General features: G+C 66.6%; 20 protein-coding genes. 14 read left to right on the top strand and 6 right to left on the bottom strand.

Translation table 11 applies throughout. The annotated features are described in order from the left end of the window. The first annotated feature begins 2 nt into the window (after nt 1-2). The 4 genes from ACH49N_RS14745 to ACH49N_RS14760 are packed head-to-tail and all read left to right on the top strand — an operon-like array spanning nt 3 to nt 8,153. Nucleotides 3-2,132: a molybdopterin-dependent oxidoreductase gene (locus tag ACH49N_RS14745; RefSeq protein ID WP_358273164.1), complete on the top strand. Its 2,130-nt coding sequence runs from the start codon at nt 3-5 to the stop codon at nt 2,130-2,132. Beyond that, a complete protein-coding gene (locus ACH49N_RS14750) occupies nt 2,132-4,369 on the top strand; it encodes a molybdopterin-dependent oxidoreductase (protein WP_358273162.1) in 2,238 nt (745 codons plus the stop codon). Before ACH49N_RS14745 ends, ACH49N_RS14750 begins: the two co-directional genes overlap by 1 nt. Then, a complete protein-coding gene (locus ACH49N_RS14755) occupies nt 4,369-5,997 on the top strand; it encodes an FAD-dependent oxidoreductase (protein ID WP_358273160.1) in 1,629 nt (542 codons plus the stop codon). The genes ACH49N_RS14750 and ACH49N_RS14755 overlap by 1 nt, the downstream gene beginning before the upstream one ends. Continuing rightward, nucleotides 5,994-8,153: a molybdopterin-dependent oxidoreductase gene (locus tag ACH49N_RS14760; RefSeq protein ID WP_358273159.1), complete on the top strand. Its 2,160-nt coding sequence runs from the start codon at nt 5,994-5,996 to the stop codon at nt 8,151-8,153. The genes ACH49N_RS14755 and ACH49N_RS14760 overlap by 4 nt, the downstream gene beginning before the upstream one ends. A gap of 27 nt (nt 8,154-8,180) precedes the next feature. Here ACH49N_RS14760 and ACH49N_RS14765 read toward each other — a convergent pair whose 3' ends face one another. From ACH49N_RS14765 to ACH49N_RS14780, 4 genes are all read right to left on the bottom strand, one after another. Further along, nucleotides 8,181-8,795 carry an RES family NAD+ phosphorylase gene (locus ACH49N_RS14765; RefSeq protein WP_358273157.1) on the bottom strand — a complete coding sequence of 205 codons (615 nt, stop codon included), beginning with the start codon at nt 8,793-8,795 and terminating at the stop codon, nt 8,181-8,183. A gap of 19 nt (nt 8,796-8,814) precedes the next feature. Next, nucleotides 8,815-9,429, bottom strand: a complete 615-nt coding sequence (locus ACH49N_RS14770) for a hypothetical protein (protein ID WP_159923802.1) — start codon at nt 9,427-9,429, stop codon at nt 8,815-8,817. A 192-nt stretch (nt 9,430-9,621) separates the two neighbouring features. Next, a complete protein-coding gene (locus ACH49N_RS14775; protein WP_358273156.1) occupies nt 9,622-10,773 on the bottom strand; it encodes an acyl-CoA dehydrogenase family protein in 1,152 nt (383 codons plus the stop codon). Nucleotides 10,774-10,826: 53 nt separating this feature from the next. Continuing rightward, on the bottom strand, nt 10,827-11,996 hold the full coding sequence (locus tag ACH49N_RS14780) for an SRPBCC family protein (protein WP_358273154.1): 1,170 nt from the start codon (nt 11,994-11,996) through the stop codon (nt 10,827-10,829). 270 nt (nt 11,997-12,266) lie between these two features. Between ACH49N_RS14780 and ACH49N_RS14785 the strand changes: the two genes are divergently transcribed. The 4 genes from ACH49N_RS14785 (at nt 12,267) to ACH49N_RS14800 (ending at nt 17,584) form a co-directional block, all read left to right on the top strand. Beyond that, nucleotides 12,267-13,553 carry a 3-hydroxyacyl-CoA dehydrogenase family protein gene (locus ACH49N_RS14785; RefSeq protein WP_358273152.1) on the top strand — a complete coding sequence of 429 codons (1,287 nt, stop codon included), beginning with the start codon at nt 12,267-12,269 and terminating at the stop codon, nt 13,551-13,553. Beyond that, nucleotides 13,550-15,184, top strand: coding sequence for an FAD-dependent oxidoreductase (locus tag ACH49N_RS14790; protein ID WP_358273149.1), 1,635 nt, complete (start codon nt 13,550-13,552; stop codon nt 15,182-15,184). The genes ACH49N_RS14785 and ACH49N_RS14790 overlap by 4 nt, the downstream gene beginning before the upstream one ends. Before the next feature lie 128 nt (nt 15,185-15,312). Beyond that, complete coding sequence (locus tag ACH49N_RS14795) at nt 15,313-16,836, top strand: AMP-binding protein (protein ID WP_358273147.1); 1,524 nt, start codon at nt 15,313-15,315, stop codon at nt 16,834-16,836. A 7-nt stretch (nt 16,837-16,843) separates the two neighbouring features. Next, on the top strand, nt 16,844-17,584 hold the full coding sequence (locus ACH49N_RS14800; RefSeq protein WP_358273146.1) for an SDR family NAD(P)-dependent oxidoreductase: 741 nt from the start codon (nt 16,844-16,846) through the stop codon (nt 17,582-17,584). 138 nt (nt 17,585-17,722) lie between these two features. Here ACH49N_RS14800 and ACH49N_RS14805 read toward each other — a convergent pair whose 3' ends face one another. Continuing rightward, complete coding sequence (locus ACH49N_RS14805; RefSeq protein ID WP_358273144.1) at nt 17,723-19,084, bottom strand: MFS transporter; 1,362 nt, start codon at nt 19,082-19,084, stop codon at nt 17,723-17,725. A gap of 86 nt (nt 19,085-19,170) precedes the next feature. Then, entirely contained in the window at nt 19,171-20,001 is an 831-nt protein-coding gene (locus ACH49N_RS14810; RefSeq protein WP_159923818.1) for an SDR family oxidoreductase, read from the bottom strand. A 100-nt stretch (nt 20,002-20,101) separates the two neighbouring features. On the opposite strand from ACH49N_RS14810, the gene ACH49N_RS14815 reads away from it, so the two are divergent. From ACH49N_RS14815 to ACH49N_RS14840, 6 genes are all read left to right on the top strand, one after another. Further along, nucleotides 20,102-20,917: an enoyl-CoA hydratase/isomerase family protein gene (locus tag ACH49N_RS14815; RefSeq protein ID WP_141469842.1), complete on the top strand. Its 816-nt coding sequence runs from the start codon at nt 20,102-20,104 to the stop codon at nt 20,915-20,917. Between the two features lie 49 nt (nt 20,918-20,966). Then, nucleotides 20,967-22,004 carry an LLM class F420-dependent oxidoreductase gene (locus tag ACH49N_RS14820; protein ID WP_358273142.1) on the top strand — a complete coding sequence of 346 codons (1,038 nt, stop codon included), beginning with the start codon at nt 20,967-20,969 and terminating at the stop codon, nt 22,002-22,004. After that, complete coding sequence (locus ACH49N_RS14825; RefSeq protein WP_358273141.1) at nt 22,001-23,500, top strand: acetyl-CoA acetyltransferase; 1,500 nt, start codon at nt 22,001-22,003, stop codon at nt 23,498-23,500. Before ACH49N_RS14820 ends, ACH49N_RS14825 begins: the two co-directional genes overlap by 4 nt. An 85-nt stretch (nt 23,501-23,585) precedes the next feature. Further along, the gene (locus tag ACH49N_RS14830; protein ID WP_141469845.1) at nt 23,586-23,903 is read left to right on the top strand and encodes a hypothetical protein; all 318 of its coding nucleotides are present in this window, start codon (nt 23,586-23,588) and stop codon (nt 23,901-23,903) included. Then, nucleotides 23,900-24,352 (top strand): zinc ribbon domain-containing protein, encoded by a 453-nt coding sequence (locus tag ACH49N_RS14835; RefSeq protein WP_358273139.1) that lies wholly within the window; start codon nt 23,900-23,902, stop codon nt 24,350-24,352. The genes ACH49N_RS14830 and ACH49N_RS14835 overlap by 4 nt, the downstream gene beginning before the upstream one ends. Then, nucleotides 24,349-25,542 carry a thiolase C-terminal domain-containing protein gene (locus ACH49N_RS14840; RefSeq protein ID WP_358273137.1) on the top strand — a complete coding sequence of 398 codons (1,194 nt, stop codon included), beginning with the start codon at nt 24,349-24,351 and terminating at the stop codon, nt 25,540-25,542. The genes ACH49N_RS14835 and ACH49N_RS14840 overlap by 4 nt, the downstream gene beginning before the upstream one ends. Nucleotides 25,543-25,561: the final 19 nt, after the last annotated feature.

Raw genomic sequence — 25,561 nt, forward strand, 5'->3', positions numbered from 1 at the left:
CCATGCGATCCGTCACGTCGAGGGCTACCTCGTTCTGCAGGCTGTGTGCCTCCTCGTGCGGGGTTCTGCTCGACATCGAAGACGGGCGGATCACACGGGTGCTCGGTGATGCCCACCATCCGATCTCCGGTGGATACACCTGCCCGAAAGGCCGTCGCGGCGGCGACCTCGTGCACGGACCGGACCGGTTGACCACCTCGATGCGGCGCACAGCCACCGGCACCCATGAGCCGGTGCCGGTGGCGCAGGCGACCGCCGATATCGCGGGCCGGCTGCACGCCATCGTGGATCGGCACGGACCGGATGCGGTCGCGCTGTTCATGGGGACGCAGCAGAACTTCGCCGCACTCACCCCGCCGATGGCCCGCGCCTGGTTCCGGGGCACCGGCTCACACAAGCTGTTCTCGACGATGACCATCGACCAGTCCGCGAAATGGGTTGTCGCGGAACGAATGGGAACATACCTCGGCGGCCGGCAACGCTTCGAGGATGCAGACGTGTGGTTGCTGGCAGGCACCAACCCCGTCGTCTCCGGCAACGGTGGCGACGGGGACGGCGCGGTGGTGCAGAACCCGTCGGTCACCCTGCGGGCGGCGCGGGAGCGGGGCCTGAAGCTGATCGTCGTCGACCCGCGGCGCACCGAGACCGCCGCCCTGGCCGACATTCACCTGGCGCCCCGGCCGGGGACGGACGCGGTGCTCTTCGCCGGCCTGCTCCACGTCGTCCTCACCGAACACCTCCACGACACCGACTTCTGCCGCTGGTACACCGCCGACCTGACTGCGCTCCTCGAGGCCGTGTCCGACGCGACTCCCACTGTCGTGCAGGGTATCTGTGGTGTTCCCGCCGATCGGATCCGCGAAGCGGCACGCGTGTTCGCGGGCGGGAGCCGCGGGATGGCGACCAGCGGCACCGGGCTGTGCATGGGCCCGCATTCGAACCTCGCGGAGCACCTCGTCGCCGCTCTGAACGTGGTGTGCGGCAGGTACCTGCGCGAGGGAGAGCGGGCCGACGACCGCGCCGTCCTGACCCGGCACCAGCCGGCGCGCGCGGAGGTGGCACCGCCCACCCGGGCGTACGAGCACGGATTCCGCAGCCGGATCGGTGGGGTGCGGGCGATTCGCGGCGAGCTGCCGTCCGGCATCCTCGCGGACGAGATCCTCGAACCCGGCCCCGACCGGGTTCGGGCGCTGATCGTCTCCGGTGGCAATCCCGCGGCGGCGCTGCCCGACCGCGGGAAAGCGTTGCGCGCACTGCGATCACTGGACCTGCTGGTGTGCGTAGACCCCCGGATGTCGGACACCGCGCGGCTCGCCGACTACGTCATCGCCCCGACCACCATGTACGAGCGCGCCGACCACACCGTGATCATGGAGCCGTTCTTTCCACGCCCGTTCGCGCAATACACTCCCGCGATTGTTACCGCGCCGCCCGGCGCCGTCGACGACTGGCGGTTCTTCCTCGACCTTGCCGCCGCCTCCGGGCAGCCGGTCAAGTTCGCCGGCCGCATCCTCGACCCCGCCGCGCCGCCGACCTCCGAACACTTGCTGGCGATGATGACCGGGCGCGGACGCGTACCGTTCGCCGACCTGGTCGCCGCTCCGCACGGATATCTCGCCGGGCGCAGCGGTGCCGTCGTGGGTCCGGCCAGCGAGGACGGTGCCGGACACCGCCTGACACTGATGCCCGAGGACGTGCGCGGCGAACTGCACGCAGCACTCGCGGACAAGGCCGTCACGTCGCAGTTCCCGTTCCTTCTGACGGTGCGACGGATCCGCGAGGCCGTCAACTCCACCGGCACCCGAATCCCGGGGCTCGTTCCCGGCGGCGCCAACCCTGCGAGCCTGCACCCCGCCGACCTCGCCGACCTGGGTATCGGCGACGGGCAGGCGGTGACCGTGCGGTCGGCATCCGGACGCCTGCGTGCGACCGCACGGGCAGATGCCACCCTGGCCCGGGGCAGCGTGTCGATGACGCACTGTTTCGGCAGCGTCGACCCGCGCGAGGACGTCGGAGTGAACGTGAACGCGCTGACCGGAACCGGCGAGGGTGTCCAGTCGATCAACGCGATGCCCACCATGACCGCGGTTCCCGTCGCGGTCGAGCCCACCGCAATCGAACAGGACGCGTGATGACCACCGCAGAACCGATCGTCGGGCACCGAATCTGCCCACTGTGCGAGTCGACCTGCGGGCTACTCGTCGAGCTCGACGGCCGCACCATCGTGCGGGTCGCACCGAACCCCGACGACGTACTGAGCAGTGGGCACAGCTGCGCGAAAGGCCTCGGCCTCGGCCGCATCGAGAACGACCCCGACCGGATCCGGACACCGCTGTTGCGCACCGCGGACGGTGGATTCCGCGAGGCCACTTGGGACGAAGCATTCGGCGAGATCGACCGGCGGCTACCGGAGTTCGTCACCGGCGATCCGGGCAGCTGCGCGATCTACCACGGCAATCCGGCTGCCCACCACCTGGATTCGACGTTCTACCTCGGTGAGTTGATCGGCGCGGTCGGCACCCGGAACATCTACTCGCCGGCGAGCGTCGACACCTGGCCGAAGAACCTCGCGCACATGCTGCTGTACGGCACCGGCCTCGGCATGAGCCTGCCCGACCTCGACCGCACCGACTACCTGCTGATCCTCGGCTCGAACCCGATGGTGTCCAACGGCAGCACCGTCACCGCACCCGGCATCCACCATCGCCTGCAGGCGCTGCGCGAGCGGGGCGGCACCCTTGTCGTGGTGGACCCGGTGCGGACCCGCACCGCCGAGGTCGCGGATCTGCACGTGCCGATCCGGCCGGGTACCGACGCCCTGTTTTTGCTCGGGGTGCTGTCCGTGATCGCGTCCGAGGGACTGTCCAGACCCGAGCGGGTGCCGGACGTGGTGGACGGCCTCGACGCAGCCCTCGCGATGGCGGCGGAATTCGAGCCCGACGCCGTCGCCGCGGCGTGCGGGATCGACGCCGATGTGATCCGCTCGGTGGCTCGCGGGTTCGCCGGCGCTCCTGCGGCGGTGGCACATTCGCGGATCGGCACCTGCATGCAGGAGTTCGGCACCCTCGCGAACTGGCTCGTCGAGGTACTCACCATCGTCACCGGCAATTTGGACCGGCCCGGAGGGGCGATGTTCGCCTTGCCGCCCGCCGGTGGGCAGAACACCTGGCCGGTGACCAGGCCGCCGAAGCTGATGTTCGGCCGGTGGCGTTCGCGGGTGCGGGGACTGCCGGAGGCGATGGGGGAATTGCCCGCGGTGTGTTTTGCGGAGGAGATCCTCACTCCCGGACCGGGCCGCACCCGGGCGCTGATCACCCTCGCCGGGAATCCGGCCCGCTCCCTGCCCAACAGCGGGGCGATCGAGGAGGCGCTCGGCGCCCTCGAGTTCATGGTGTCGGTGGATTGCTATCTCAACGAGACCACCCGCCACGCCGACGTGGTTCTGCCCCCGCCCCCGGTGACGACCCGGGGCCACCACGACGTCACGCTCGCGCACTTCCAGATCCGCAACGTCGCGCGGTACACCCCACCCCTGCTGGACCTCGCCGACGGCGAGATGGCGGAGTGGCAGATCCTGCTGCGGCTGGCAGCGATCGCCAAGGGAACCCCGCACCGTCCGGTCGGTGAGATCGACGACGAGGTGGCCGCCCTCGCGGCCCGGCGCGCCGCGAAACTCGTCGGCTGCGAGACGGGGCGGGCAATGGACGCCGTGACCGGCCGCCGTGGCCCGCAGCGACTGCTGGACCTGCGTCTGCGCAGCGGACCCTACGGCGACCGGTTCGGGCTCGACCCGGACGGGCTGACTCTCGCACTGCTGGAGGACAACCCGGACGGCATCGACTACGGGCCGCTGGCGCCGCGTGTCCCGGAGGTGCTGCGCACCCCGGACGGGCGGATCGACCTGATACCGAACATGATCGTCTCCGACCTGCCGCGGCTGCGAGAGAGCGTCACGAGGGCAGCCCCGGATCTGCTGCTGATCAACCGGCGCCAGCGGCGCGGCATGAACTCGTGGCTGCACAATGCCCTGCCCCAACCGGATGCCGGCCAGTGCGCCCTGCTGGTCAGCCCATCCGACGCGGCCGAGCGGGGTCTGGTGAACGGCGACCGGGTGTCGGTCACGTCCAAGGTCACCACCGTGACGGCCGAACTGCGGATCGACGACACGCTGCGTCCCGGTGTGGCGAGCATGCCGCACGGGTGGGGCCACGACGGACCGGGCCTGCGGACGACCCGGTCGGCCTCGGCGCCCGGCAGCAACTACAACGCCCTGGTGGACGACACCACCGACCTCGAGGCGCTCACGGCGTCCCCGATCTTCAACGGCGTCCCGGTCACGGTGACGCGCACGAGCGAGGAGCATCCCTGATGGCGTACGTGGTCACCCAGAACTGCTGCAACGACGCGACCTGTGTCGCGGTCTGCCCGGTCGACTGCATCCACCCGACCCCCGCGGAGCGGGACTACCAGCGCACCGAGATGCTGTACATCGACCCGGGCGCCTGCATCGACTGCGGTGCCTGCTCCGACGTGTGCCCCGTGGACGCGATCGTCCCCGGCGACGCACCTGCCCCCGACATCGACAAGTACCGGGAGATCAACGCCGAGTACTTCCAGCGCAATCCACGCAGCATTGCGCAGGGCGCGCACGTGCAGCCGCTTCCGCTCGCCCTCGCGACCGCCGGCGTCGCGGACCCCCCGCCGCTGCGGGTGGCGATCGTCGGATCCGGACCGTCCGCGTTCTACGCCGCCGAGGAGCTGCTGGCCCGTCGCGACATCGCCGCCGAGGTCACCATGTTCGAACGACTGCCCGTGGCCGGTGGACTCGTGCGGTTCGGCGTCGCGCCCGACCACTGGCACACGAAGACGGTGGACCGGGTGTTCGATCGCACCGCGCGTCGTGACGGCTTCACGTTCCATCTCGGCGTCGAGGTCGGGCGGGACGTGTCGATCGACGAAGTGCTCGCCCATCACCATGCGGTGATCCACGCGTCCGGCGCGGCGGGCGACCGGCGCCTCGGCATCCCCGGCGAGGACCTGCCGGGCAGCCATGCCGCCCGGGAGTTCGTCGCCTGGTACAACGGTCACCCCGATCACGCCGACCGCGTCTTCGACCTCACCGCATCCCGCGCCGTCGTGGTCGGCAACGGCAACGTCGCGTTCGACGTCGCCCGCATCCTCGTCTCCGACGTGGAGGCCCTGCGCCGCACCGATATCGCCGATCACGCCCTGACCGCACTGGCCGACAGCCGCATCGAGGAGGTGGTGGTGCTCGGCCGACGGGGACCCGAGTACGCGGCCTGCACCACTCCGGAACTGCTCGCGCTCGGCTCCCTGCCGGGGATCGACGTCCTCGTCGACGGCCCGGTTACGGCAGGTCCGGATGCGCCGACCAAGCTGCGGATCCTGGCCGACTACTCCCGGCGGGAGCCGACTCCGGGGAACAAGCGCATCGTGCTCCGCTTCGGCGCCACCCCGAAGGAGGTGACGGGTGACGGGCGTACCGCGGGACTGATCGTGACCGGCACCGACGCAGGCACCGAGGACCGGATCGAGTGTGGTCTGGTCCTGCGGGCGGTCGGGTACCGCGGACTGCCGATCGCCGGCCTCCCGTTCGACGAGGCCGCCGGAACCGTCGCCAACGTGTCGGGCCGGGTGACCGTCCCGGACACGGGGCAGGCCGTGGCCGGCCACTACGTGGCGGGCTGGATCAAGCGCGGCGCGACCGGGGTGATCGGCACCAATCGCTACTGCGCGGCGGAGACCGTCGAGGCCCTCCTCGCCGATCACCGCGCGGGACTCCTCCCCGCCCCGACCGGGACCTCCGCAAACCTGGCGGCGCTGGTGCGCGAACGCCGACCCGACGCGCTCGGCGGTGCGGACTGGCGCGCGATCGACCGCTTCGAGCGCGAGCGCGGCCGCGAGGCAGGCAGGCCCCGCATCAAGATCGTCGACGCCGGGCAGGCGGCTGTCGTCGCGGGTGCGGCCGTCCGATGACCCCGAAGGACACGACCCAGGTGCACACATTCTGCCGCATCTGCGAACCGGGATGCGGCCTGCTCGCCGACGTCCGGGACGACGAGGTGGTCCGGTTGCAACCGGACCGGGATCATCCCGTGCATCAAGGGTTCTCCTGCCACAAGGGCGTGCACTACCTGCAGGTCCACTCCGATCCGGACCGGCTCGACCGGCCGCTGAAGAGGACCAATCCGCGGAGCGAAGAACGCGGCGACTTCGAACCCGTCGACTGGGATGTCGCGGCGCGCGAGATCGCCGGCAGGCTCCAGGAAATACGGCAGAAGTACGGCCGCAACGCCCTCGCCGTCTATCAGGGCAACCCGTCGGCGTTCAACGGCGCCTATTACGCGAACGCCGCCACGCTCGCCCGCGGCTTCGACACCCGGATGCGCTTCAGTGCGGGAACGCAGGACACATCGGCCAAACATGCGGCGAGTGAGGCGATCTACGGCGCGTCGATGGCACATCCGATCCCCGACCTGCTGCACACGGACTACTTCCTGTGCCTCGGCAGCAACCCGCAGGTCTCGCACATGACGCTGATCCACATCTCGGATCCGATGGCCAAGATCCGCGCCGTGAACAAGCGCGGCGGAACCGTGCTGTTCGTCAATCCGCGCCGCATCGAGTCGTCGTCACCGGAGACCGGTGAGGTACTGCTGATCAAGCCGGACACCGACTTCTACTTCCTCGCAGGAATTCTGCACGAGATCGTCTTCCGGATCGGGTACGACCGGGACGAGGTGGAACGTCACGCGCGACGCGTCGACGAACTGCTCGACTTCGTCCGGCAGTATCCCGTCGACCGGATCGCCGCGGTCACCGGTATCGACGCCGACACGATCCGGCAGGTCGCCCACGACTTCTGCGCGGCGCCGAGCGCGAGCATCTACATGGCGACCGGCGTGAACCAGGGCCGGCAGGGCACCCTGGCCTACTGGATGCTCACCATGGTGAGCCTGTTCTCCGGCAACCTCGGCAGGCGCGGCGGCAACATCTACTCCCGGGGTGTCGCCGATGTCGTGCAGGGCTCGAAGCGCAAGCGGGAGAATCCGTTCTACGACGGTCCCTTCGGTGAGATGCGCACCGTCAGCGGTGACCTGCCCGCCGCGCTCCTCCCGGAGTTCATCGAGAACCCCGACGATCCGATCCGCGCACTGATCGTGGTGTCGGGCAACCCGCTGCTGTCGGTCGGCGGGGACGGCCGCCTGCGCCGGGCGTTCGAGCAGTTGGATTTGATCGTGACCGTCGATCTGTATCGCACGGTCACCGGTGAGATGGCGGACTATGTTCTGCCCGCGACGGACTGGCTGGAACGGGAGGACATCAACTTCCTCAACACGATGGGCGTCGCGATGGAGCCCTATGTGCAGTACACGCCCGCCGTCGTGCCGGCGAAGGGGGAGCGCCGCGACGACTGGTGGATTCTGTCCCGCATCCAACAGGAGATGGGCGTCCCGACCCTGCTGGACGACCCGGACCCGAATCCGTTCGCCGCGGTCGACGCGATGATGCGAGACTCGGGTCTGAGTATCGACCTTCTCGCGACGATGCCCTGCCAGACCGCGGTGCTGCCGGAGGCCGATCCCGCGCACGTGTTCAGCATCGCGGTCCAGCACGAAGACGGACTGATCGACTGCTGCCCCGCACTGTTCCAGCGCTCGTACGAGACCGCCGAACGCATTCTCGAGGAGCTGGCCGCGGAACCCGTCGACCAACTCAAGCTGATCACCCGGCGCACCCACTACATGGTCAACAGCTGGCTGCACAACCTTCCGGTGTTCAAACAGGGTGTCCACCAGAGCAATCCGCTGTGGATGAGCCCGGACGACGCGCGGTGCCGCGGCCTGGTAGAGGGCGACGACGTCACCGTGCGCAACCGTCACGGCGAGGTCGAGGCGGTGCTGCTCTGCGACGACACCCTCCGGCCGGGCGTCGTGGCGATGACGCACGGCTGGGGGCAGGGCACGGCCCGAGGACTGGACGTGGCGAGGCGCAACCCCGGTGTGAACGTCAACCGGCTCGCGCCCACCGGCACCGACGGTTACGACCCGCTCAGCAACCAGTCACAGCTCACCGGCATCAACGTCGAGGTGATCCGGAGCATGGGGTTCTCCGACGCCCGACGTCGGTGACTGGCAGTGGGAGATCGGCGGAGACGCTTAGATGAGTGTTGCGTTGTATTGTGCGAGATGGGATCTGACCAGTTCCAGCCCGGCACGGTCATCGAGCTTGATCGGGTCCCGGGACACGGCCATCAGCTCATGCAGCTCCACACCGGCATTGGGTTTGATGGTCATGACGACGGAGAACCTGTCCTCGTCGTTGCGTGCCCGGTATTTGATACCGAGTACCCCTGCGGTTCCGTGCAGGATGGATGCTGCCCAGTGCCGGGTGGTCCGGTAGTCGACGGGGTCGCATTTCGTCAGCCAGGTGTCCTGACCGATCGCCGCCAGATGTGAGCCGTGCACCAGTGCGACCGGGACGTCGTCGGTGACGGTGACCTGGGACAGGACTCGACCCGCCAGCTTGGCCTTGCGCAGGATCCTCGGAACGTGATCTTCCAGCGGCAGGGACCGGCAGTAGGTCTCCGCGATGCAGGTGGAGATGTCTTCCCCGAAGTAGCTGTAGTGGTACGACCCGTCGGAGGAGTCGAAGCGTCCGCCTCCCGCTCCGGCGGGGGTCGGATTCAGGGTCAGGACGTCTCGGTCGGGGTCAGCGGAGTGGATGCGCCAGAGCTTGGTTCCGGCGGTGAGCGACCCGACGTGCGCGGTCACCGAGGCCGGTGGTGGGCGGTTAGGCAATGTCGTCGGCGATCTCGGCGCGCAGCAACGCGCGCACGGCGTCGTAGGCTCCCTCGCCGAGCAGTTGGGCCGGGGACTCGCGGTCTTCGGTCGACGGGTTGGGTGAGAGCCACCACGATGCAACCCCCCATGGATCGTCCCGGGCGCCGAGAGCCACGTTGCCCTCCCGTACTACCTGATTGGCCTCCTCTGGCAGGGAAAACTGAAACTCCGGGTACCGGAACTTCCCGGCCCGCTTGAGTCCGATGACTTCGCCTTTGGTGCTGAGTTTGCGCAGTGCATCGCTGGGGTTGGCCCAGTTCTTGTCGTACTTGTCGGCGACTTCTTTGGCGGAGAGGTGCGGGAACGACAGGATGCGTTCGACGGCGTCGCTGAGCACCGTCTTCTCGTCGAGGATGTCGTCCGATTCGATGAGCTCGAGGATCGGGTCGTCCCGATCGATCCGTCCGGCCAGCATGATGTGGGTGACCCTGTCGGCGACCAGTCGCATGCTCGGCCTCTTGTACAGCTCGGCGCGCATCCGGGCGATGAACTCGTGGTCGCTCACGCCGCTGCGCTGCTGTTGCGGATCTGCCTCGTAGCTCGAGGCCGCGGTCTTGCGCGCCATGTCCCCTCCTCGGTCCCCGGGCAGATACTTCTGATCACGCTTCTATATAGAAGTCTACCGTAGACTTGCGCGCGATGGCAGGGCCGGCAGGTCCCGATGTCATCGCCCGCCGGTGCCGGAATCTCTTTACCGGGGCGAAAAGGGTGCGGCCGAGAATCGTCAGCCGCACCCTTTCCCTCTGCCCGGATTCGATCAGGCCTTCATCAGATCGCGATGGATGATTTCCTTCATGATCTCGTTGGTACCGCCGTAGATCCGTTGGATTCGGGCGTCGATGTACGCCTTCGCGACGGGGTATTCCATCATGTAGCCGTAGCCGCCGTGGAATTGGACGCCGGCATCGATCACCCGGCCTTGCAGTTCGGTAGCCCAGAGCTTGGCCTTCGCGGCGTCGACGGCGGTGAGGGTGCCGGCGTTGTGTTCACGCACGCACCGGTCGATATACGCACGCGACACCTCGACGGCCGTCTGAAGTTCGGCGAGCGTGAAGCCCATCCCCTGGAAATCGCCGATACGCTTGCCGAAGGCGGTGCGTTCCTTGACGTAGTCGAGTGTCCAGCCGAGAACTGCCTCGGCCGAGACCTGCGCGGCGATGCCGATGCCGAGTCGTTCGAGGGGAAGGCTCTGCATCAGATAGGCGAAGCCGGAGCCCAGCTCACCGAGCAGATTCTCCTTCGGGATACGTACGTCCTCGAAGAACAACTCGGCCGTGTCCTGCGCGTGCAGGCCCAGCTTGTCCAGTTTGCGGCCTCGGCTGAATCCCGGCGTTCCGTCCTCGACGACGAAGAGGCTGAAGCCGCGGGAGCCGGCAGAGGGATCTGTCTTCGCGAAGACGATCACGATGTCGGCGAGGATGCCGCTGGTGATGAAGGTCTTGGACCCGTTGATCACCCAGGTGTCGCCGTCGGCGACGGCGGTGGTCTGGATGGCGCGCAGGTCGCTGCCGGCGGCAGGCTCACTCATGGCGATCGCACCGATGGTCTCACCGGTGACGAATCCCGGCAACCACCGTCGGCGCTGGTCTTCGTCGGCGTGCCGGAGAAGGTAGTTCAGGACGATGTCGTCGTTCGTGGAGAACCCGGACTGCAGGGCCGATGCGCCGACTCGGGCGATCTCCTGCTGGATCACGAACCGGAAGCGGTAGTCGAGTTCACCGGGCCCGCCGTACGCCTCGGGGACGGGTAGTCCGAGCAGGCCCTGACGACCCGCTGCCAGCCAGGTCTCACGATCGATCAGGCGATCCGCATCCCATTTCTCGAGTTGGGGAACCACGTGCTTGTCGACGAATCCACGGACGGATTCGCGGAACAACTCGTGGTCCCGGTCGAAGAGATCGCTCTGCATGTTTTCCTCCTGATGCGGGACGCCCGTCAGGCGACCTGCACATCGTGTGTTTGTCAGTTCGTTGCCAGTAGTTTCTGGGTCTCACGCCGGAACACCTGGTTGGCAACCTCGTTCTGGCCCAGCACCATCCGTCCCGCGTTGGCGCTCCTCATACCGTGCTGGGAGTCCCGCAGGAGCGGGAAGTCCTCGGCGTGAAGAACTGCGAGCAGAATCTCCCAGTTCTTGTTCCACAGGCGAGTCCACTTCTCCTCGGTCATCTCGGTATCCGCCACCGGAGGCACGATCAGGCGCATCTCCATGCGGCAGCGCTGCGGATCGGTGGGGTGCGGCCGGAAGGTGAGGAGCTGGAAGTGATCCGGCTGCCGCAGCAGGGTGCTGTTGGGAAGCAGGAAATGGGTTTCCGTGATGTCCTTGGCCAGGCTTCGGTCGCCGGGGTCTTCCTCGATCCACCGATCGATCGACTTGCGCGGGGCGATGAAGCGGCAGTGCCTACCGAAGTCCTCGAACGCCATCACGTTGGTGTGGATGTGCTTGGCGGCAGTGTTGGGGTGGGCGTACTGGATGTGGTACCCGTCGAGGAAGGCGTCCTGCATGATCTTCCAGTTGACCGGCTCGTCGAATCCCTCGGACTGGACGGCGATCTTCGAATCGAGGTCGTACCCGGACAGAATTGCATCCATCTCGTTCCCGAGCCAGCCAGCCACGTCGATCTCGGCGTTCGCCTCGTCGACGACCCAGATGAAACCGTGGCGCTCCTCGGTCGGCAATTCGACGAGGCCCATGCTCGTGGTGTCGGTTTCCCCGAAGGTGTTGTCACGGGTGATCGTCCGCAGGGTGCCGTCCGTGTCGTACGACCACCGGTGGTACGGGCAGGAGAACAGGCGGCAGCGGCCCTTCTCCTCCTTCTCGAGGAGGGCGCCCCGATGCCGGCACAGGTTGACGAACGTCTTGACGCCACCGTCGCGCTGGCGGACGACGATGATGTTGTTCCGCGGCATCTGCAGGGTGAAGAAGTCGCCGGAGCGAGGAATCTCGGAACCATGCGCGACGATCGAGGGAACCCGCCCGAAGATGAGGTCACGCTCTCGCTTGGCTATGGCCGGATCGGTGAATTCCTCTGGTTGAAACCAGGTGATGTGGTCGAACTCGTCCGTCGTGTCGTTGCGCAGGTGATCCAGGGTCCGGCGAATGCGTTGCTCGCGGGGTGCTCCGACCTCGGTCATTGCATCTCCTCCAGTATCGTGGGCGCGCCCGGCTACGGTGTGGTCACCGGCTTGCGAACGTGTGCTGCGGATCAACGCCTCTAAATCTAACTGACGTAGTTTTACCTGTAAACCCCGGCGCCGAGGTTGCGGCAGGAATCGGGCCTTGCGCCGAGAATCTACTGGGATTAGATTATTGCTCACTGCGGTCGATGTGATCTCTTTCACTCGGCGACGTGATGCCGGCGACGATCGGGTTGCCGGTCGCTATCGAACGGGAGGTACCTGCCGATGCACACTGACACGTCGGTCAGGACCGTACGAGCACGGATCGGGTCTGCGGTGGCGAGTGAGAAGGCCGAGGGCCTGGCGGGCACCACGATCGGCGTCGTCGGCGCCGGGATGATGGGCGCGGCCATCGCCTACACCTGCGCGTGGGCCGGAGCCGACGTCGTGCTGTGGGCGCGAACTCTGGAGAATGCGCGCCGAGGCAAGTCGTACGCCGACCGGCGGGAAGCTCATGCGCGAAAAGCGGGGACCTCGAACAGGCCGATGTCGCAGGCCTTGCTCGGTCGCATCACGCCCACCGAGTGCATCAGAGATCTGTCGGCATCCGCGCTGGTGATCGAGGCGGTCGCAGAGAACGTCGCCGTCAAACAACAGGTGCTGCAGATGGTGGAGGCAGTCACCGAGGCTCCTACGGTGATTGCGTCGACGACGTCGACCCTGCCGATCGCCATTCTCTCCGCGAAGCTACAACGTCCGCAGTACTTCCTCGGGATGCACTTCTTCTCGCCTGTCGACCGGATGTCGTTGGTGGAGACGATCGTCGGATCGCGTACCTCGCAGGCCACCGTCGCGGCATCATTGGCGTACGCGCGGATGCTCGGGAAGGTACCGATCGTGGTGGGCGATAGTCGGGGGTTCTTCACCAGCCGTGTGATGGAGCGCTATCTCGACGAGGCATTGGTAGCGGTCGGGGAGGGAATCGATCCGGGCCTTGTCGAGCGCGCAGCGACCGCCGCCGGATATCCGGTGCCGCCGCTCCACTTGCTCGACGAGATCACGTTGACGCTCAACCGCGCGGTGCAGCGCGAGAACCGTGTCGCTGTCGAGGCGGCCGGCGGGACGTGGCGGGGGAGTGAAGCAGACAGCGTCCGCGACCGGATGATCGACGAATGCGGTCGTGAGGGCAGGTCGGACGGTCAGGGATTCTACGAGTACGACTCGGATGGTAAGCGCTTGGGGTTGTGGCCCGTCCTTCGTGAGGTGTTCGGGCCTGCACGGCATATTCCCCTGAACGATATGCGCGACCGGTTGTTGTTCGTCGAGGTCCTCGAAGCGCTGCGCTGTCTCGGCGAAGGTGTCGTCGGATCCGAGACCGACGCCGACACGGGATCTGTTCTCGGCATCGGTTTCCCGGCGCACACGGGTGGGGTTCTGTCGTTCCGGCGTTCCTATCCGGGAGGCGAGAACGGGTTCGCCGCCCGTGCCCGCGAGCTTGCAGGCCGTTACGGCGACCGCTTCCTCCCACCGGAGCAGAGTTCGGAACCATACGATCAACCGGAGTGCCCATGACCTACGTAGTTACCCAAGCCTGCTGCAACGACGCGACGTGTGTCGCGGTGTGTCCGGTGAACTGCATTCACCCGACTCCCGACGAAGCGCAGTACCAGCGCACCGAGATGCTCTACATCGATCCGGCCGCCTGCATCGACTGTGGGGCCTGCGCCGACGTGTGTCCGGTCGACGCGATCGTTCCCGACAGCGACCTCACCCCGGAGGCCGAGATCTACAAGGACCTCAATGCCGCGTACTTCCTGGGCAACCCGACCGTGTCCGGCCCGAGCGAAGTGCCGGCCGAACCTGTCGTCGCGGCAGCCCGGCCGGGTCCGCTGAAGGTGGCGATTGTCGGGTCCGGTCCCTCCGCCTTCTATGCAGCCGAAGAGTTGCTGACTCGGCGAGACGTCGACGTCGACGTCTCCATGTTCGAGCGGCTCCCGGTGGCCGGTGGGCTCGTCCGGTTCGGGGTGGCTCCGGATCACCAGACCACGAAGGCCGTGGAGCGGGTCTTCTCCCGCACTGCCGGCCGCAACGGTTTCCGTGCCTTCCTCGGCGTGGAGATCGGTCGGGATATCAGTGTCGACGAGCTACTCGATCATCACCACGCGGTGATCTACGCGAGCGGTGCGTCCGACGACCGCAAGCTCGGCATCCCGGGCGAAGAGCTGCCGGGGAGTTTTGCTGCACGCGAATTCGTCGCCTGGTACAACGGACATCCGGAATCCGCTGGTCGCACCTTCGATCTGTCGGGGCGTCGTGCCGTGGTGATCGGCAACGGCAATGTGGCGTTGGACGTAGCGCGGATCCTGGCGTGCGATCCCGACCGGCTCGTCCCGGGTGATATCGCCGAGCATGCGCTGAATGCAATTCGGCACAGCACTATCGAAGAAATCGTGGTTCTCGGACGACGAGGGCCGGAGCACGCAGCGTTCACGACACCCGAGCTCATCGCGCTGGGAGCGTTGCAGGAGGTCGAGGTGAGCGTTCACGGCGGATTCGACGCTTCCGACGATGCCTCGATCAAGTTGCGGACACTGGCCGACTACGCACGCCGCTCTCCTCGACCGGGTCGGCGGAAGATCACCCTGAGGTTCCACGGGACGCCCGTCGAGATTCTCGGTGACAGTCACGTCGAAGGTCTACGGATCGCGTCCACCCGGATGGACGGAAGCGAAGAGGATCTCGAGGCCTCTTTGGTCCTGCGTTCGGTCGGCTACCGCGGCGCTCCCGTGCCGGGGTTGCCGTTCGACTCCCAACGCGGCACGGTCCCCAACGTTGCAGGCCGCGTGGTCGATCCGGTGGACGAGCATCCGGTGCCGGGGGTATATGTCGCCGGGTGGATCAAGCGGGGTCCGACCGGGGTGATCGGCACCAATCGATACTGCGCCGCCGAGACAGTCGACGCGCTCGTAGCCGACCATCAACGTGCGCTTCTTCCGCAGCCGAGCCGACCAGGCGACGAGTTGGCGGAGGCCGTGCAGTCGCGGTGTCCGGAGTCGTTCGGTTTCGACGGCTGGAAGCGGATCGACCGGTACGAACGTGTCGAAGGGCGACGCCGGGGCCGGGCCCGGCAGAAGCTGGTGGAGGTCGGTGCGATGCTCGCGGTGGCCCGTGGGGCAGAGACCAGCCAGTACTTGCCACAGTAAACAACGACCTTTAGATTTAACATGCGGATGTGACGTACGGCTCTCTCCGGGAGGCCGAAGACACAGCACGGTCCGCCGTGCTCGCCGCCGAGCACCCCCGCGATCGATGACAACTCTTGGAGGCTTACATGAGCGGCACTGTTGTAGACGCTTTGACCTACTGGTCCCGGTCGAAGCCGGATCTGACCGCGATCGACTTCGACGGCGACGCCGTCACCTACGCAGAGCTGGCCGCATGGGCCGACGGCGTCGCCCACGATCTCGCCTCGCGTGGTGTCGTGCCCGGCGATCGGGTGAGCTTCCTCGGTGCCAACAGCCTCGAGTGGGCGGTGGCCTCGCTCGGTGCCATGAAGGTCGGCGCCATCGCGGTCGGTTTCAACCAGCGCATGCTCGCCGGCGAGCTCACCGCCCTCGTCGAAGACTGTGAACCCACCGTCGTCTACTGCGAGGAGGCGCTGCGACCGCGCCTCGAAGAAGTCCAGCAGACACGCAACACGTTCTCGATCGCAGTGTTCGAGAAGGATGTGCGTCCGCTGCGCGGCAGCGATCATGCGAAATACCGGACCCCCGTCGTCGATCTCGACACTCCGACAGCCATCGTGTTCACCAGCGGCACCACCGGCAAGCCGAAAGGCGTGATCTTCACCCACGCCACCGTCGCCGGCGAAATGCACGAATGGCATTTGATGGAACCGATTCAGCCGAACAACCTGCGCCCGGTGCTGGTGCTGCCCCTGTTTACCGCTGCCGGCATCATCTGGGGTATTTCGCGCGTCGTCCTTCACGGCGGAACCCTGTTCCTGCAGCCAGGTTTCGACCCGGCGAAGGCGCTGCGCATCCTGGCCGAGGACAAGGCCAACACCCTGACGGGCCCGCCGATCCTCTTCGAGCAAATCGCGAAAGCGCCCGGATTCACCGACGCGGATCTGAGCCACATGGTCACAGCACACGTCGGTGGCGCACGCGTACCCGTCGACCTGCTGCACAAATGGCAAGCCCAAGGTGTGTCACTGCGACAGATCTACGGTCAGACCGAGATCGGCGGATCAGCGACCGCGATGCCGCGCGAAGAGGCGGCCGAGCATCCCGACAAGTGCGGCTGGGGTGGCATCTTCACCAAGATTCGCGTTGTCGATGCCGAGGGAAATGACCTTCCCCCCAACGAAACCGGGCAGATTCTGTTGCGCGGCCCGGGCATGATGCCGGGATACTGGCGCAACGAGGACGCGACCCGATCGGCTCTGATCGACGGCTGGCTCCAGACCGGTGACCTCGGCAAGCTCGACGAGAACGGCTACCTCACGTTCGTCGACCGCCTCAAGGACATGATCATCTCCGGTGGCCTGAACATTTCACCCGCCGAGATCGAAGCCGTCATCAATCAGATGCCCGGGGTCGAGGAGGTCGCGGTGATCAGCGTTCCCGACGCCAAGTTCGGGGAGACCCCGGCCGCGCTGGTCCGGACCACCACCGAGATGAAGGAATCCGAAGTGGTCGGATTCTGCAATGAGCGGCTCGCCGACTACAAGGTGCCCCGGTACATCGTCTTCATGGACGAGCCCCTGCCCCGGATGCCCAGCGGGAAGATCGCCAAGCGCCAGCTGCGCGACGCCTTCGCGGATGTGCCCGACAACTACGACAAGGTTCGGTGATCGAGCCGTGGACTTCCCCAAGGTCGCTGTGGTCACCGGTGGTGGCCGCGGAATCGGCGCGGCCATCTCGAGCCGACTTGCCGCCGACGGATTCGCTGTTGCGGTGAATTACTCGCGGAGTGCGCGCGATGCCGAGGAAGTGGTCGCAAAGATAGTCGCGGACGGTGGACGTGCTGTGGCGATCCGAGCCGACATTTCACAGGCCGCCGAGGCCGAGCGGCTCATCGCCGACACCACCGTCCAATTGGGCGCCCCCACCGTGGTGGTCAACAACGCGGGCATGAACAAGGCCGGGGCGGCCCGGAAGCAGAGCCCGGAAGATTTCGACGAAGTGATCGCAGTCAACCTCAATGGTGCGTTCTACTGCACCCACTTCGCGCTACCCGCGATGTACGAAGCCGGTTGGGGCCGAGTCATCTTCGTCAACAGCCCGTCTGGAGGGAGGCGCCCGTCCCCCGGGATGAGCGCCTACTCCGCGGCCAAGGCCGGGCTGGTGGGAATGGCCAAGTCGATGGCACTCGAGGTTGCCCGTCGCGGGATCACGGTCAACTGTGTGATGCCGGGCTTCGTCGCTACCGACATCGTGGCGTCGGGGGGCGAGGCGGGGGTCGAAGCCCTGACCAAGCACTGGCCCTCCATTCCGCCCGAATCGATCGCCTCCACCATCTCGTTCCTGGTGAGCGACAACGCCGCCGACGTCTCCGGTGAGGAGATCGGTGTGTGGCGAGGTGGCCCCGTCGGGGTGTGACCGTCCAATACAGCTGAGACCGCCCACCGGCAGAGCCAGTCCGGTGGGCGGTTTCTTGCTGTCTGGCCATTCCCTCCCGGAATGCGAAACGGGCTCCGATCCGGTGGATCGGAGCCCGTACCTCGAGTGGTGATGTCGCTAAGCAGTGACCGGCGTTCTGTCGTCGTCCCGCTTCACCCCGGACGACGAGCGGGAACGGGACAGGACGGTTGCCCCGAATCCGAGCAGCGAGACCACGCAGATCAGGAGGCTGAGCCACACCGTGGTGTCGTCGAATGCCAAGGCGACCGCGATGACCGGAACGAACGCCGCGCCGAGAGCGTTGCCGGCCTCACGGCCGAGGCCGAGGCCGCTGTAGGCGTGCTGCGTGTGGAACAGCTCGATGACGTAGGCACCCATCGGGCCGAAGATGGCGGCGACCCCGATGCCGTTGCCTGCCGCCATGACCACCCAGTACAGCAGCGGGGGTGTTCCGACGCCCGACAACAGAGAGATGCCGACCCAGGCGAACACGGCGCTGTACAGGAATCCGAACATGATCACCGGTGCTCGGCCGACCCGGTCCGACAGGGAACCGAACATCGGGATCAGAATGGCATTCGCGAGCTGCGCGGCGATCAGGCCGACGAGCACTTCGGTTCCGCCGAAACCCAGCTGATTCTTGCCGAAGGTGCCCATGAACACGATGTAGAAGTAGCCGATGCCGGTCTGACCGATGGTCATCACGAGCACGGTCAGAAGTGCGCGCGGCTGCTGCCGGATCACGTCGAAGAGCGGATTTTTCGAGACCGTGTTGCTCTCCTCGATCGCCCGGAATGCGGGGGTTTCGGGCAGGCTGCGGCGCAACCACAGGCCGTAGGCGAGGATGACGACGCTGCACAGGAATGGAATACGCCAGCCCCAGGCGAGGAAACTTTCCTGCGACATCAGGGATGAGACCGTCAGCAGAGACAGCGTGCCGAGCACGCCGCCGAGCGCCGCACCCATGCCGGGCAAGGAGCCCATCAATCCCTTCTTCTTCGCGGGTGAGAACTCGACGGCGACCAGAGCTGCGCCGCCGTACTCACCGCTGGCGCCGATGCCCTGCAGGATTCTGAGGAACACCAGCAGAGCCGGTGCGAGCCAGCCGATCTGGGCGTAACTCGGCAGCAGGCCGACGAGCAGCGTAGCGACACCCATCAGGACGAGGGTGAAGACGAGTATTCGTTTTCGGCCGATGCGGTCGCCGAGGCTGCCGAGGATCACCCCGCCCACCGGACGGACCAAGAATCCGACCGCGAAGGTAGCGACCGCCTGCAGCGTCCCCAATAGGGGGCTCGAGCCGGTAAAGAACACGGAGGCGAAGACCACCGACGCGGCCGAGGCGTAGAGGCTGAAGTCGTAATATTCGAGCAGGGTACCGACGAAGGCGGCGCGACTTGCGCGTCGTGAGTCCGCGCGGGAGGGTCCGGAGTCTGCATCCACGGAGATTTCCGCAGCTGTGGTCGTACGTTCGGTCATGCGAAACCTCGCGTTGTGAGTGCTGGGCGAAGTGCCCGAATCATGTAGTGACGCAGACCACATTAACCTACTCTCTTTAGAATTGTCTATCGGAGCAACGCCGACGCAGCCTTCGCCTCTTCCCGGTAGTTGGACGGCCACTTCTTGCCCAGTGTCAACCCACCGTCGACCCCGAGGGACTGTCCGGTGACGAACGTGGAGTCGTCGGAGGCGAGGTAGGCGGCGGCGTGCGCGAGGTCTTCCGGCTCACCGGCGCGGGGAATGGGCTGGAAGTTGGTCAGGCTGAGCCGCACGGCATCGACGCTGCGGTCGAGCGCGTCGTCCTCGAGGCCGGCGCCGTGGCCCACTATGCGGGTGGCGACACCTCCGGGGATCAGTGCGTTGACTCGGATCCGGTATTCGGCCAGCTCCACGGCGGCGGTCCGGGTCAGTTGCAGCACTGCGGCTTTCGCGGCGCTGTACGGGTGCGGTCCGAAACCGGTACGGACGCCTGCCACGCTCGACACATTGACGATGCTGCCCGACCCCTGATCGCGCATCACGCGCGCGGCATGCTTGGTCCCGAGGAACGCACTGCGAGCGAGCATCGCGAACCCGTTCTCCCACTCGTCGAGCGATGTGTCCTCGAGGAAGGTCCACGCGCCCACCCGGCCGGCGTTGTTGACCATGCAGTCGAGCCGGCCGAACCGATCGACGGCCAGTGCGACCGCGGCCTCGACGTCGGCCTCGTTGCGTACATCGGTGTGCAGGTAGGCGCCACGGTCGCCGAGACCGGCGGCGACGGCCTGGCCCCGCGGGTCGTCGATATCGGCCACGACGACGCGGGCTCCGCGTTCGGCGAACGTGCGGGCGGTGGCTGCGCCGATTCCGCTCGCGGCTCCTGTCACCACGGCGACCTTGCCGTCGAGGTTCGTCATCGTGGACTCCTTCGGTTGTGTTCCGGGCTCGGTTCCTTGAGCTTTTAATCTAAAACCATTAGTCTGCGTCTGTCGAGTACCTCGTCCCTGGGAGAGCACTATGTCCGACGCGAAACTGATTCTGATCGAGCGGCCGCGGCCGGGCATTCTGCTGATCCGGCTCAATCGCCCGGACGAGCTCAATGCCATGAACGTCGACCTCATCGAGGAGTTGCACGAGGTGCTCGCCGAGGTGCGCGATGATTCGCTCACCCGCGCGATCGTGCTCACCGGTGAAGGCCGTGCCTTCTGTGCAGGTCTCGACCTTCGCGGATACGGCACACCGCCGGGCGCAACCGAGGGTGAGGGCCGGGCCCAACTCGGACTGCGGGTGCAGAAGCACATCGCCGGCCTCGTCGACGCATTCCGCAGCACCCGCGCGCCGATCATCGCGGCCGTCAACGGCGCGGCAGCCGGCGGCGGCATGTCGCTCGCCCTCATGGCGGACATTCGCATCATGTCCGAGACGGCGGTACTGCACGCCGCGTTCATCCGCCGCGGCCTGTCGAATTGCGACATCGGAATGAGCTGGCTCCTGCCCCGCATGATCGGCTTCTCCCGGGCGGCGCAGATCATGCTCACCGGCCGGTCCATCGACGCCGCCGAGGCCGAACGCATCGGTCTCGCCTCGTCCGTCGAACCCGCAGACACGGTGCTCGAGGTGGCACTGGACACCGCCGAGGCCATCGCGCAGAACAGTCCGTTCGGGGTCTGGATGACCAAGGAAGTCATGTGGTCGAACCTGGAGGTTCCCAGCATGCGCGCCGCCATCGACCTCGAGAACCGCACCCAGATCCTCAGCTCGTTGACGCGCGATCACAGGGAGGCCGTCGTTTCGTTCCTCGAAAAGCGCCCGCCCGAGTTCCAGAACCACTGACCACATTCCGACCGATTCGACGGCACACAGAGAAACAGTGAGTAAAAGTATGAGAGTGGGAATCGCCGCAGGATATTGGGGATCGGGCCCGCCCCGCAATGTCGAAAGAATGCTCGCCGAGGCCGAGGCCCTCGGCGTCGACAGTTTCTGGACCGCCGAGACCTACGGCTCCGACGCACTGACACCGCTCGCGTGGTGGGGAGCGCAGACCTCGACGATCAAGCTCGGTACTTCGGTGTGCCAGATGTCGGCGCGCACTCCGACGGCGCTGGCAATGGCCGCGCTGACTCTCGATCATCTCAGCGGTGGCCGCGTGATCATCGGGATCGGTGCATCCGGACCGCAGGTCGTCGAGGGCTGGTACGGGCAGCCCTACCCGCGGCCCCTCGAACGCACCCGCGAGTACATCGAGATCATGCGGCAGGTGTGGGCGCGCGAGAAGCCGGTGACCTACTCCGGGCGGCATTACCAGCTTCCCGTCGAGGGCGGTTCCGGCTTGGGTAAGCCACTGAAGTCGATCGTTCATCCCCTGCGGGGCGATATCCCGGTCTACATGGGCGCCGAGGGCCCGAAGAACGTGGCGTTGGCCGCCGAAATCGCTGATGGCTGGACGCCGCTGTGGTTCTCGCCCAAGAGCGACGAGTTCTACCGCAAGGCACTGGCCGAAGGCTTCGCACGGGACGGAGCACGCCGCACCGCCGAGGACTTCGAGATCGCGAACGTGTGCTGGCTCGTCGAGAACGACGACGTGGAAAAGGCCGCCTCCCGGCTCAAGCCGACGGTCGCGTTGTATGCCGGCGGCATGGGCGCCAAGGGCGCCAATTTCCACAACGACGTGTTCGCGCGCATGGGTTGGGGCGAGGTCTGCGCCGAAATCCAGGAGCTGTACCTGAGCGGTCGGCCCGACCTTGCGGCCCAGGCCGTTCCCACCGCGATGGTCGAAGATGTCGCGTTGATCGGTCCCGCGGACAAGATCATCGAAGAGATCGAAAACAAGTGGAAGAACACGTGTCTGACCACTCTCATTCTCGGTGGGTGGCCCAAGCCGGAGAACCGTGAGCGCATCCTCGCGGCGGTGCAGTCGTGACCCTGCAGTCGAGAACGACCCTGGACCCGAGAACCCCGGTCCTGGTCGGTACCGGCCAGACCAGCGAACGCCAGGGCGGCGTGGAGCCCGTCGATCTGATGGTGCGCGCGGCGCGGGCAGCAGCTGCCGACGCGGGATCGACGCGCCTGCTCGAACTCGTCGATTCGGTCCGGGTGGTCGGGCTGCTGTCCTGGCGTTACCGGGATCCGGGCGCGCTCGTGGGTGCGCGGATCGGCGCGACCGTGCGACACACCGGTTACTCCGGTAACGGCGGAAGCACGCCGCAGGTGCTCGTCAACGGGGCTGCCGAGGACATCGCCGCCGGGCGATCCGATGTCGTGCTCATCGGCGGCGCCGAATCGTGGCGGACCCGCACCAAGTTGCGGGCACAGAAGCTGCGCCCCGACTGGACGGTGCAGGACGAGTCGGTACCCGCCGCTGACATCCTGGTCACGGACGTGCCGATGGCGGCAGAGAGTGAACGCCGCATCGGTCTGGATCGGCCCTCGTATGTCTATCCGCTGTTCGAACAGGCGCTGCGGGTATCGGCGGGACGTTCACTCGAGGAGCATCGGGAGGTCGTCGGCGGGTTGTGGTCGCGGTTCAGCAAGATCGCGGCGACGAATCCGAACGCGTGGGTGCAGCGTGAATACACCGCTGCGGAGATCTCGACGCCGTCGCCCGACAACCGGATGATCTCCACGCCCTATACCAAGCTGCTCAATTCGAACAACATGGTTGATCAGAGCGCGGTGCTGCTGATGTGCTCGGTCGAGACCGCGACCCGACTTGGTATCCCGCAGGAGAAGTGGGTGTTTCCGCAGTCCGGCACCGAATCACACGATACGTACGCGATCGCCGAACGCGAGGCGCTCGACGGCTCCCCGGCAATACGCATCGCCGGGGCGCGGGCCCTCGATCTCGCCGGTATCGGACTGGACGAGGTTGCCTACGTCGACGTGTACTCGTGCTTCCCGTCGGCGGTGCAGGTCGCAGCGAAGGAGTTGGGGCTCGCGCTCGATGATCCCGGCCGGCCGCTGACGGTGACCGGTGGCCTGACGTTCGGCGGTGGGCCGTGGAACAACTATGTCAGCCACTCGATTGCGACGATGGCGACGCGGTTGCGCGAATCTCCGGGATCGTACGGTTTGGTGACCGCCAACAGTGGTTACCTCACCAAGCACGCCATGGGCGTGTACCGGACCGAACCTCCCGTCGGCGGGTTCAAGCGTCTGGACGTGCAGGCCGAGGTCGATGCGCAGCGCACGACGAGAGCGCTGTTGTCCTACACAGGCAGGGCGTCGGCGGAATCGTGGACTGTGGTGTACGGCCGCGACGGCTCCCCGGAGCGCGGTTTCCTCGCGGCCCGCACCGCGACGGGGGAGCGGACCCTTGCGGTCAGCACGGACGCCGAGGATCTCGTCACCCTCGCCGAGGTCGATATTGCCGGTCAGCAGGTTTCGATCTCCGAAGAGGGGCACTTCCGCTTCGCATGATCTTGACGCCCTTTTATCTAATGCCATAAGGTTAATGCACTGACGGACACGGCATACACGTGTCACGAAATCGAGGAGTTTCCAGATGTCTGTCGAAGACTTTCGCGCACTGTACGAACAGCATGTCGGCCACGTTGTCGCCGGAAACATGAAGGCCGCTCTCGCCGACATGGTGCGAGAGAACATTCCGCAGGTCTTCGACGGAGTCGACACCCCCCGGGAGGCCGCGCAAGGCTTCGAGATCAAGGATGTGCGCGCCGAGGGCGACCGAATGGTCGGTGAAACCGTCTATGACATGGGTGACCGGTCGATCGGGCTGCGCTCGATCTGGGAACGGCACGACGGACGTTGGCTCGCCGCGGCGCTCGAGAACTTCCCCACCGGAACGGAGGCACACGCATGACCGCAACAGAGCCCGTCGCGGAACCGTGGGGCCCCACACCCGACGGACTCGATCGACCGTACTGGGACGGCCTGCGCGTCGATGAGCTGCGCCTTCAGCGCTGCAACGAATGCAGCACCTGGATCTGGGGTCCGCAGGCCATCTGCGGTCACTGCCACAGCTTCGACCTCGGATGGGAAACCGTCGAACCGTCCGGCACCGTCTACAGCTGGAACCGCAGCTGGTACCCCTACATGGACGAATACGCCGACCGGCTGCCGTACGTGACGGTGCTGGTGGAACTGCCACACGCCGACGGCCGACGGGTGCTGGGCATACTCGCCGACGACATCGACACGAATCCCGAGATCGGCGACCGGGTCGTCGGAGTCTTCGAACACTCCGAGGGCGCCCCCTGGCCGTTGCTGCGCTGGCGTCGCGCCGCGACCGCAGAAGGAGAAAAAGGATGAGCGCCAACATCATGCGCGGCGCGGCGGCAGTCGTCGGCGTCGCCGAACAGCATTACAAGCGCGGCGAAGCCCCGCACAGCGAGAAGCGCATGACCCTCGAGGTCATTCTTCGAGCGTGTGCCGACGCGGGTATCAGCCCCCGCGAGATCGACGGTTTCGTCTCCTACGCGGGTGGCGCCAACGACGGTGCCATCATCGGCGGCGCATTGCTGATCGACGAACTGCGTTGGTCCAACATGATGTGGGGCGGTGGCGGCGGCAGCGTCGCAGCTGCCATCACGAATGCGGCCACCGCGATCGCCACCGGCCAGGCAGACTGTGTCGTCGTGTTTCGCGCGATGTCGCAGGCGGATACGGGCCGGCTCGGATACGCGAAGTATCACTACGGCAGTCACTTTCTCGCCCACGGCATCGGCTCGCCCGCACAGATTTGCGCGATGCGCACCCAACGGATGCTCGAGCACGGCGGAGTGCCGCGCACGGCCATGCGTTCTCTCGTCCTCGCGTCGTATCAGCACGCGCAGAAGAACCCCACCGCGCAGGGCTACGGACGACCCCTCGACGAGGAGGCCTACGAAAACTCACGGTTGATCGCCGAGCCCTTCCACCTGTTCGACTGCTCCCGGGAAAGCGATGGCGCGGTCGCGCTGGTGCTCGTCTCGGCCGAGCGAGCCAAGACCCTGCGTCCCGACCCGGCGTATCTCCTCGCGGGCGCGCAAGGTGCACCGGGCGGATACTCGGAACTGATCGACAACGATCTCGGTGAGCAGTACATGAGCGCCGGATTCGGCCCGGCCAACAACGGCAAGCCCGGAGTCGCTGAAAGACTCTGGTCCGCAGCCGGTCTCGGGCCGGACGACGTGGACGTGGTCCAGGTGTACGAAAACTTCAGTGGCCCCGCCGTGGCGGCGCTGATCGATCACGGTCTGTGCCCGCCGGGCGAGGCTGCCGGCACATTCATGACCGTCGAGAACCTCACCGCGCCGAACGGCAAGCTGCCCGTCAACACCAGCGGTGGCAACCTCGCCGATTCGTTCATCAACGGCCTGAACCTGGCGGTCGAGGCGGTCAGGCAGATTCGCGGCACCTCGACCAACCCGGTGGACGGCGCGAAGACGTCGCTGTTCATCGGCGGCCCGATGGCACCGCTGGTGAGTTCGGTGCTGTTCGGCCACGAAGAGACCCTGTGACCGCCCCTTTCCGAAAGGC

Origin of the sequence: Rhodococcus sp. NPDC019647 (assembly GCF_044389235.1) — a bacterium.
In the GTDB taxonomy this organism is placed as follows: Bacteria; Actinomycetota; Actinomycetes; order Mycobacteriales; family Mycobacteriaceae; genus Rhodococcus_F; species Rhodococcus_F oxybenzonivorans.

Coding starts and splice junctions, on each gene's coding strand:
- ACH49N_RS14745 (WP_358273164.1), top strand. CDS start 3: ATGCGATCCGTCACGTCGAGGGCTACCTCGTTCTGCAGGCTGTGTGCC.
- ACH49N_RS14750 (WP_358273162.1), top strand. CDS start 2,132: ATGACCACCGCAGAACCGATCGTCGGGCACCGAATCTGCCCACTGTGC.
- ACH49N_RS14755 (WP_358273160.1), top strand. CDS start 4,369: ATGGCGTACGTGGTCACCCAGAACTGCTGCAACGACGCGACCTGTGTC.
- ACH49N_RS14760 (WP_358273159.1), top strand. CDS start 5,994: ATGACCCCGAAGGACACGACCCAGGTGCACACATTCTGCCGCATCTGC.
- ACH49N_RS14770 (WP_159923802.1), bottom strand. CDS start 9,429: ATGGCGCGCAAGACCGCGGCCTCGAGCTACGAGGCAGATCCGCAACAG.
- ACH49N_RS14775 (WP_358273156.1), bottom strand. CDS start 10,773: ATGCAGAGCGATCTCTTCGACCGGGACCACGAGTTGTTCCGCGAATCC.
- ACH49N_RS14780 (WP_358273154.1), bottom strand. CDS start 11,996: ATGACCGAGGTCGGAGCACCCCGCGAGCAACGCATTCGCCGGACCCTG.
- ACH49N_RS14785 (WP_358273152.1), top strand. CDS start 12,267: ATGCACACTGACACGTCGGTCAGGACCGTACGAGCACGGATCGGGTCT.
- ACH49N_RS14790 (WP_358273149.1), top strand. CDS start 13,550: ATGACCTACGTAGTTACCCAAGCCTGCTGCAACGACGCGACGTGTGTC.
- ACH49N_RS14795 (WP_358273147.1), top strand. CDS start 15,313: ATGAGCGGCACTGTTGTAGACGCTTTGACCTACTGGTCCCGGTCGAAG.
- ACH49N_RS14805 (WP_358273144.1), bottom strand. CDS start 19,084: ATGACCGAACGTACGACCACAGCTGCGGAAATCTCCGTGGATGCAGAC.
- ACH49N_RS14810 (WP_159923818.1), bottom strand. CDS start 20,001: ATGACGAACCTCGACGGCAAGGTCGCCGTGGTGACAGGAGCCGCGAGC.
- ACH49N_RS14815 (WP_141469842.1), top strand. CDS start 20,102: ATGTCCGACGCGAAACTGATTCTGATCGAGCGGCCGCGGCCGGGCATT.
- ACH49N_RS14820 (WP_358273142.1), top strand. CDS start 20,967: ATGAGAGTGGGAATCGCCGCAGGATATTGGGGATCGGGCCCGCCCCGC.
- ACH49N_RS14830 (WP_141469845.1), top strand. CDS start 23,586: ATGTCTGTCGAAGACTTTCGCGCACTGTACGAACAGCATGTCGGCCAC.
- ACH49N_RS14835 (WP_358273139.1), top strand. CDS start 23,900: ATGACCGCAACAGAGCCCGTCGCGGAACCGTGGGGCCCCACACCCGAC.
- ACH49N_RS14840 (WP_358273137.1), top strand. CDS start 24,349: ATGAGCGCCAACATCATGCGCGGCGCGGCGGCAGTCGTCGGCGTCGCC.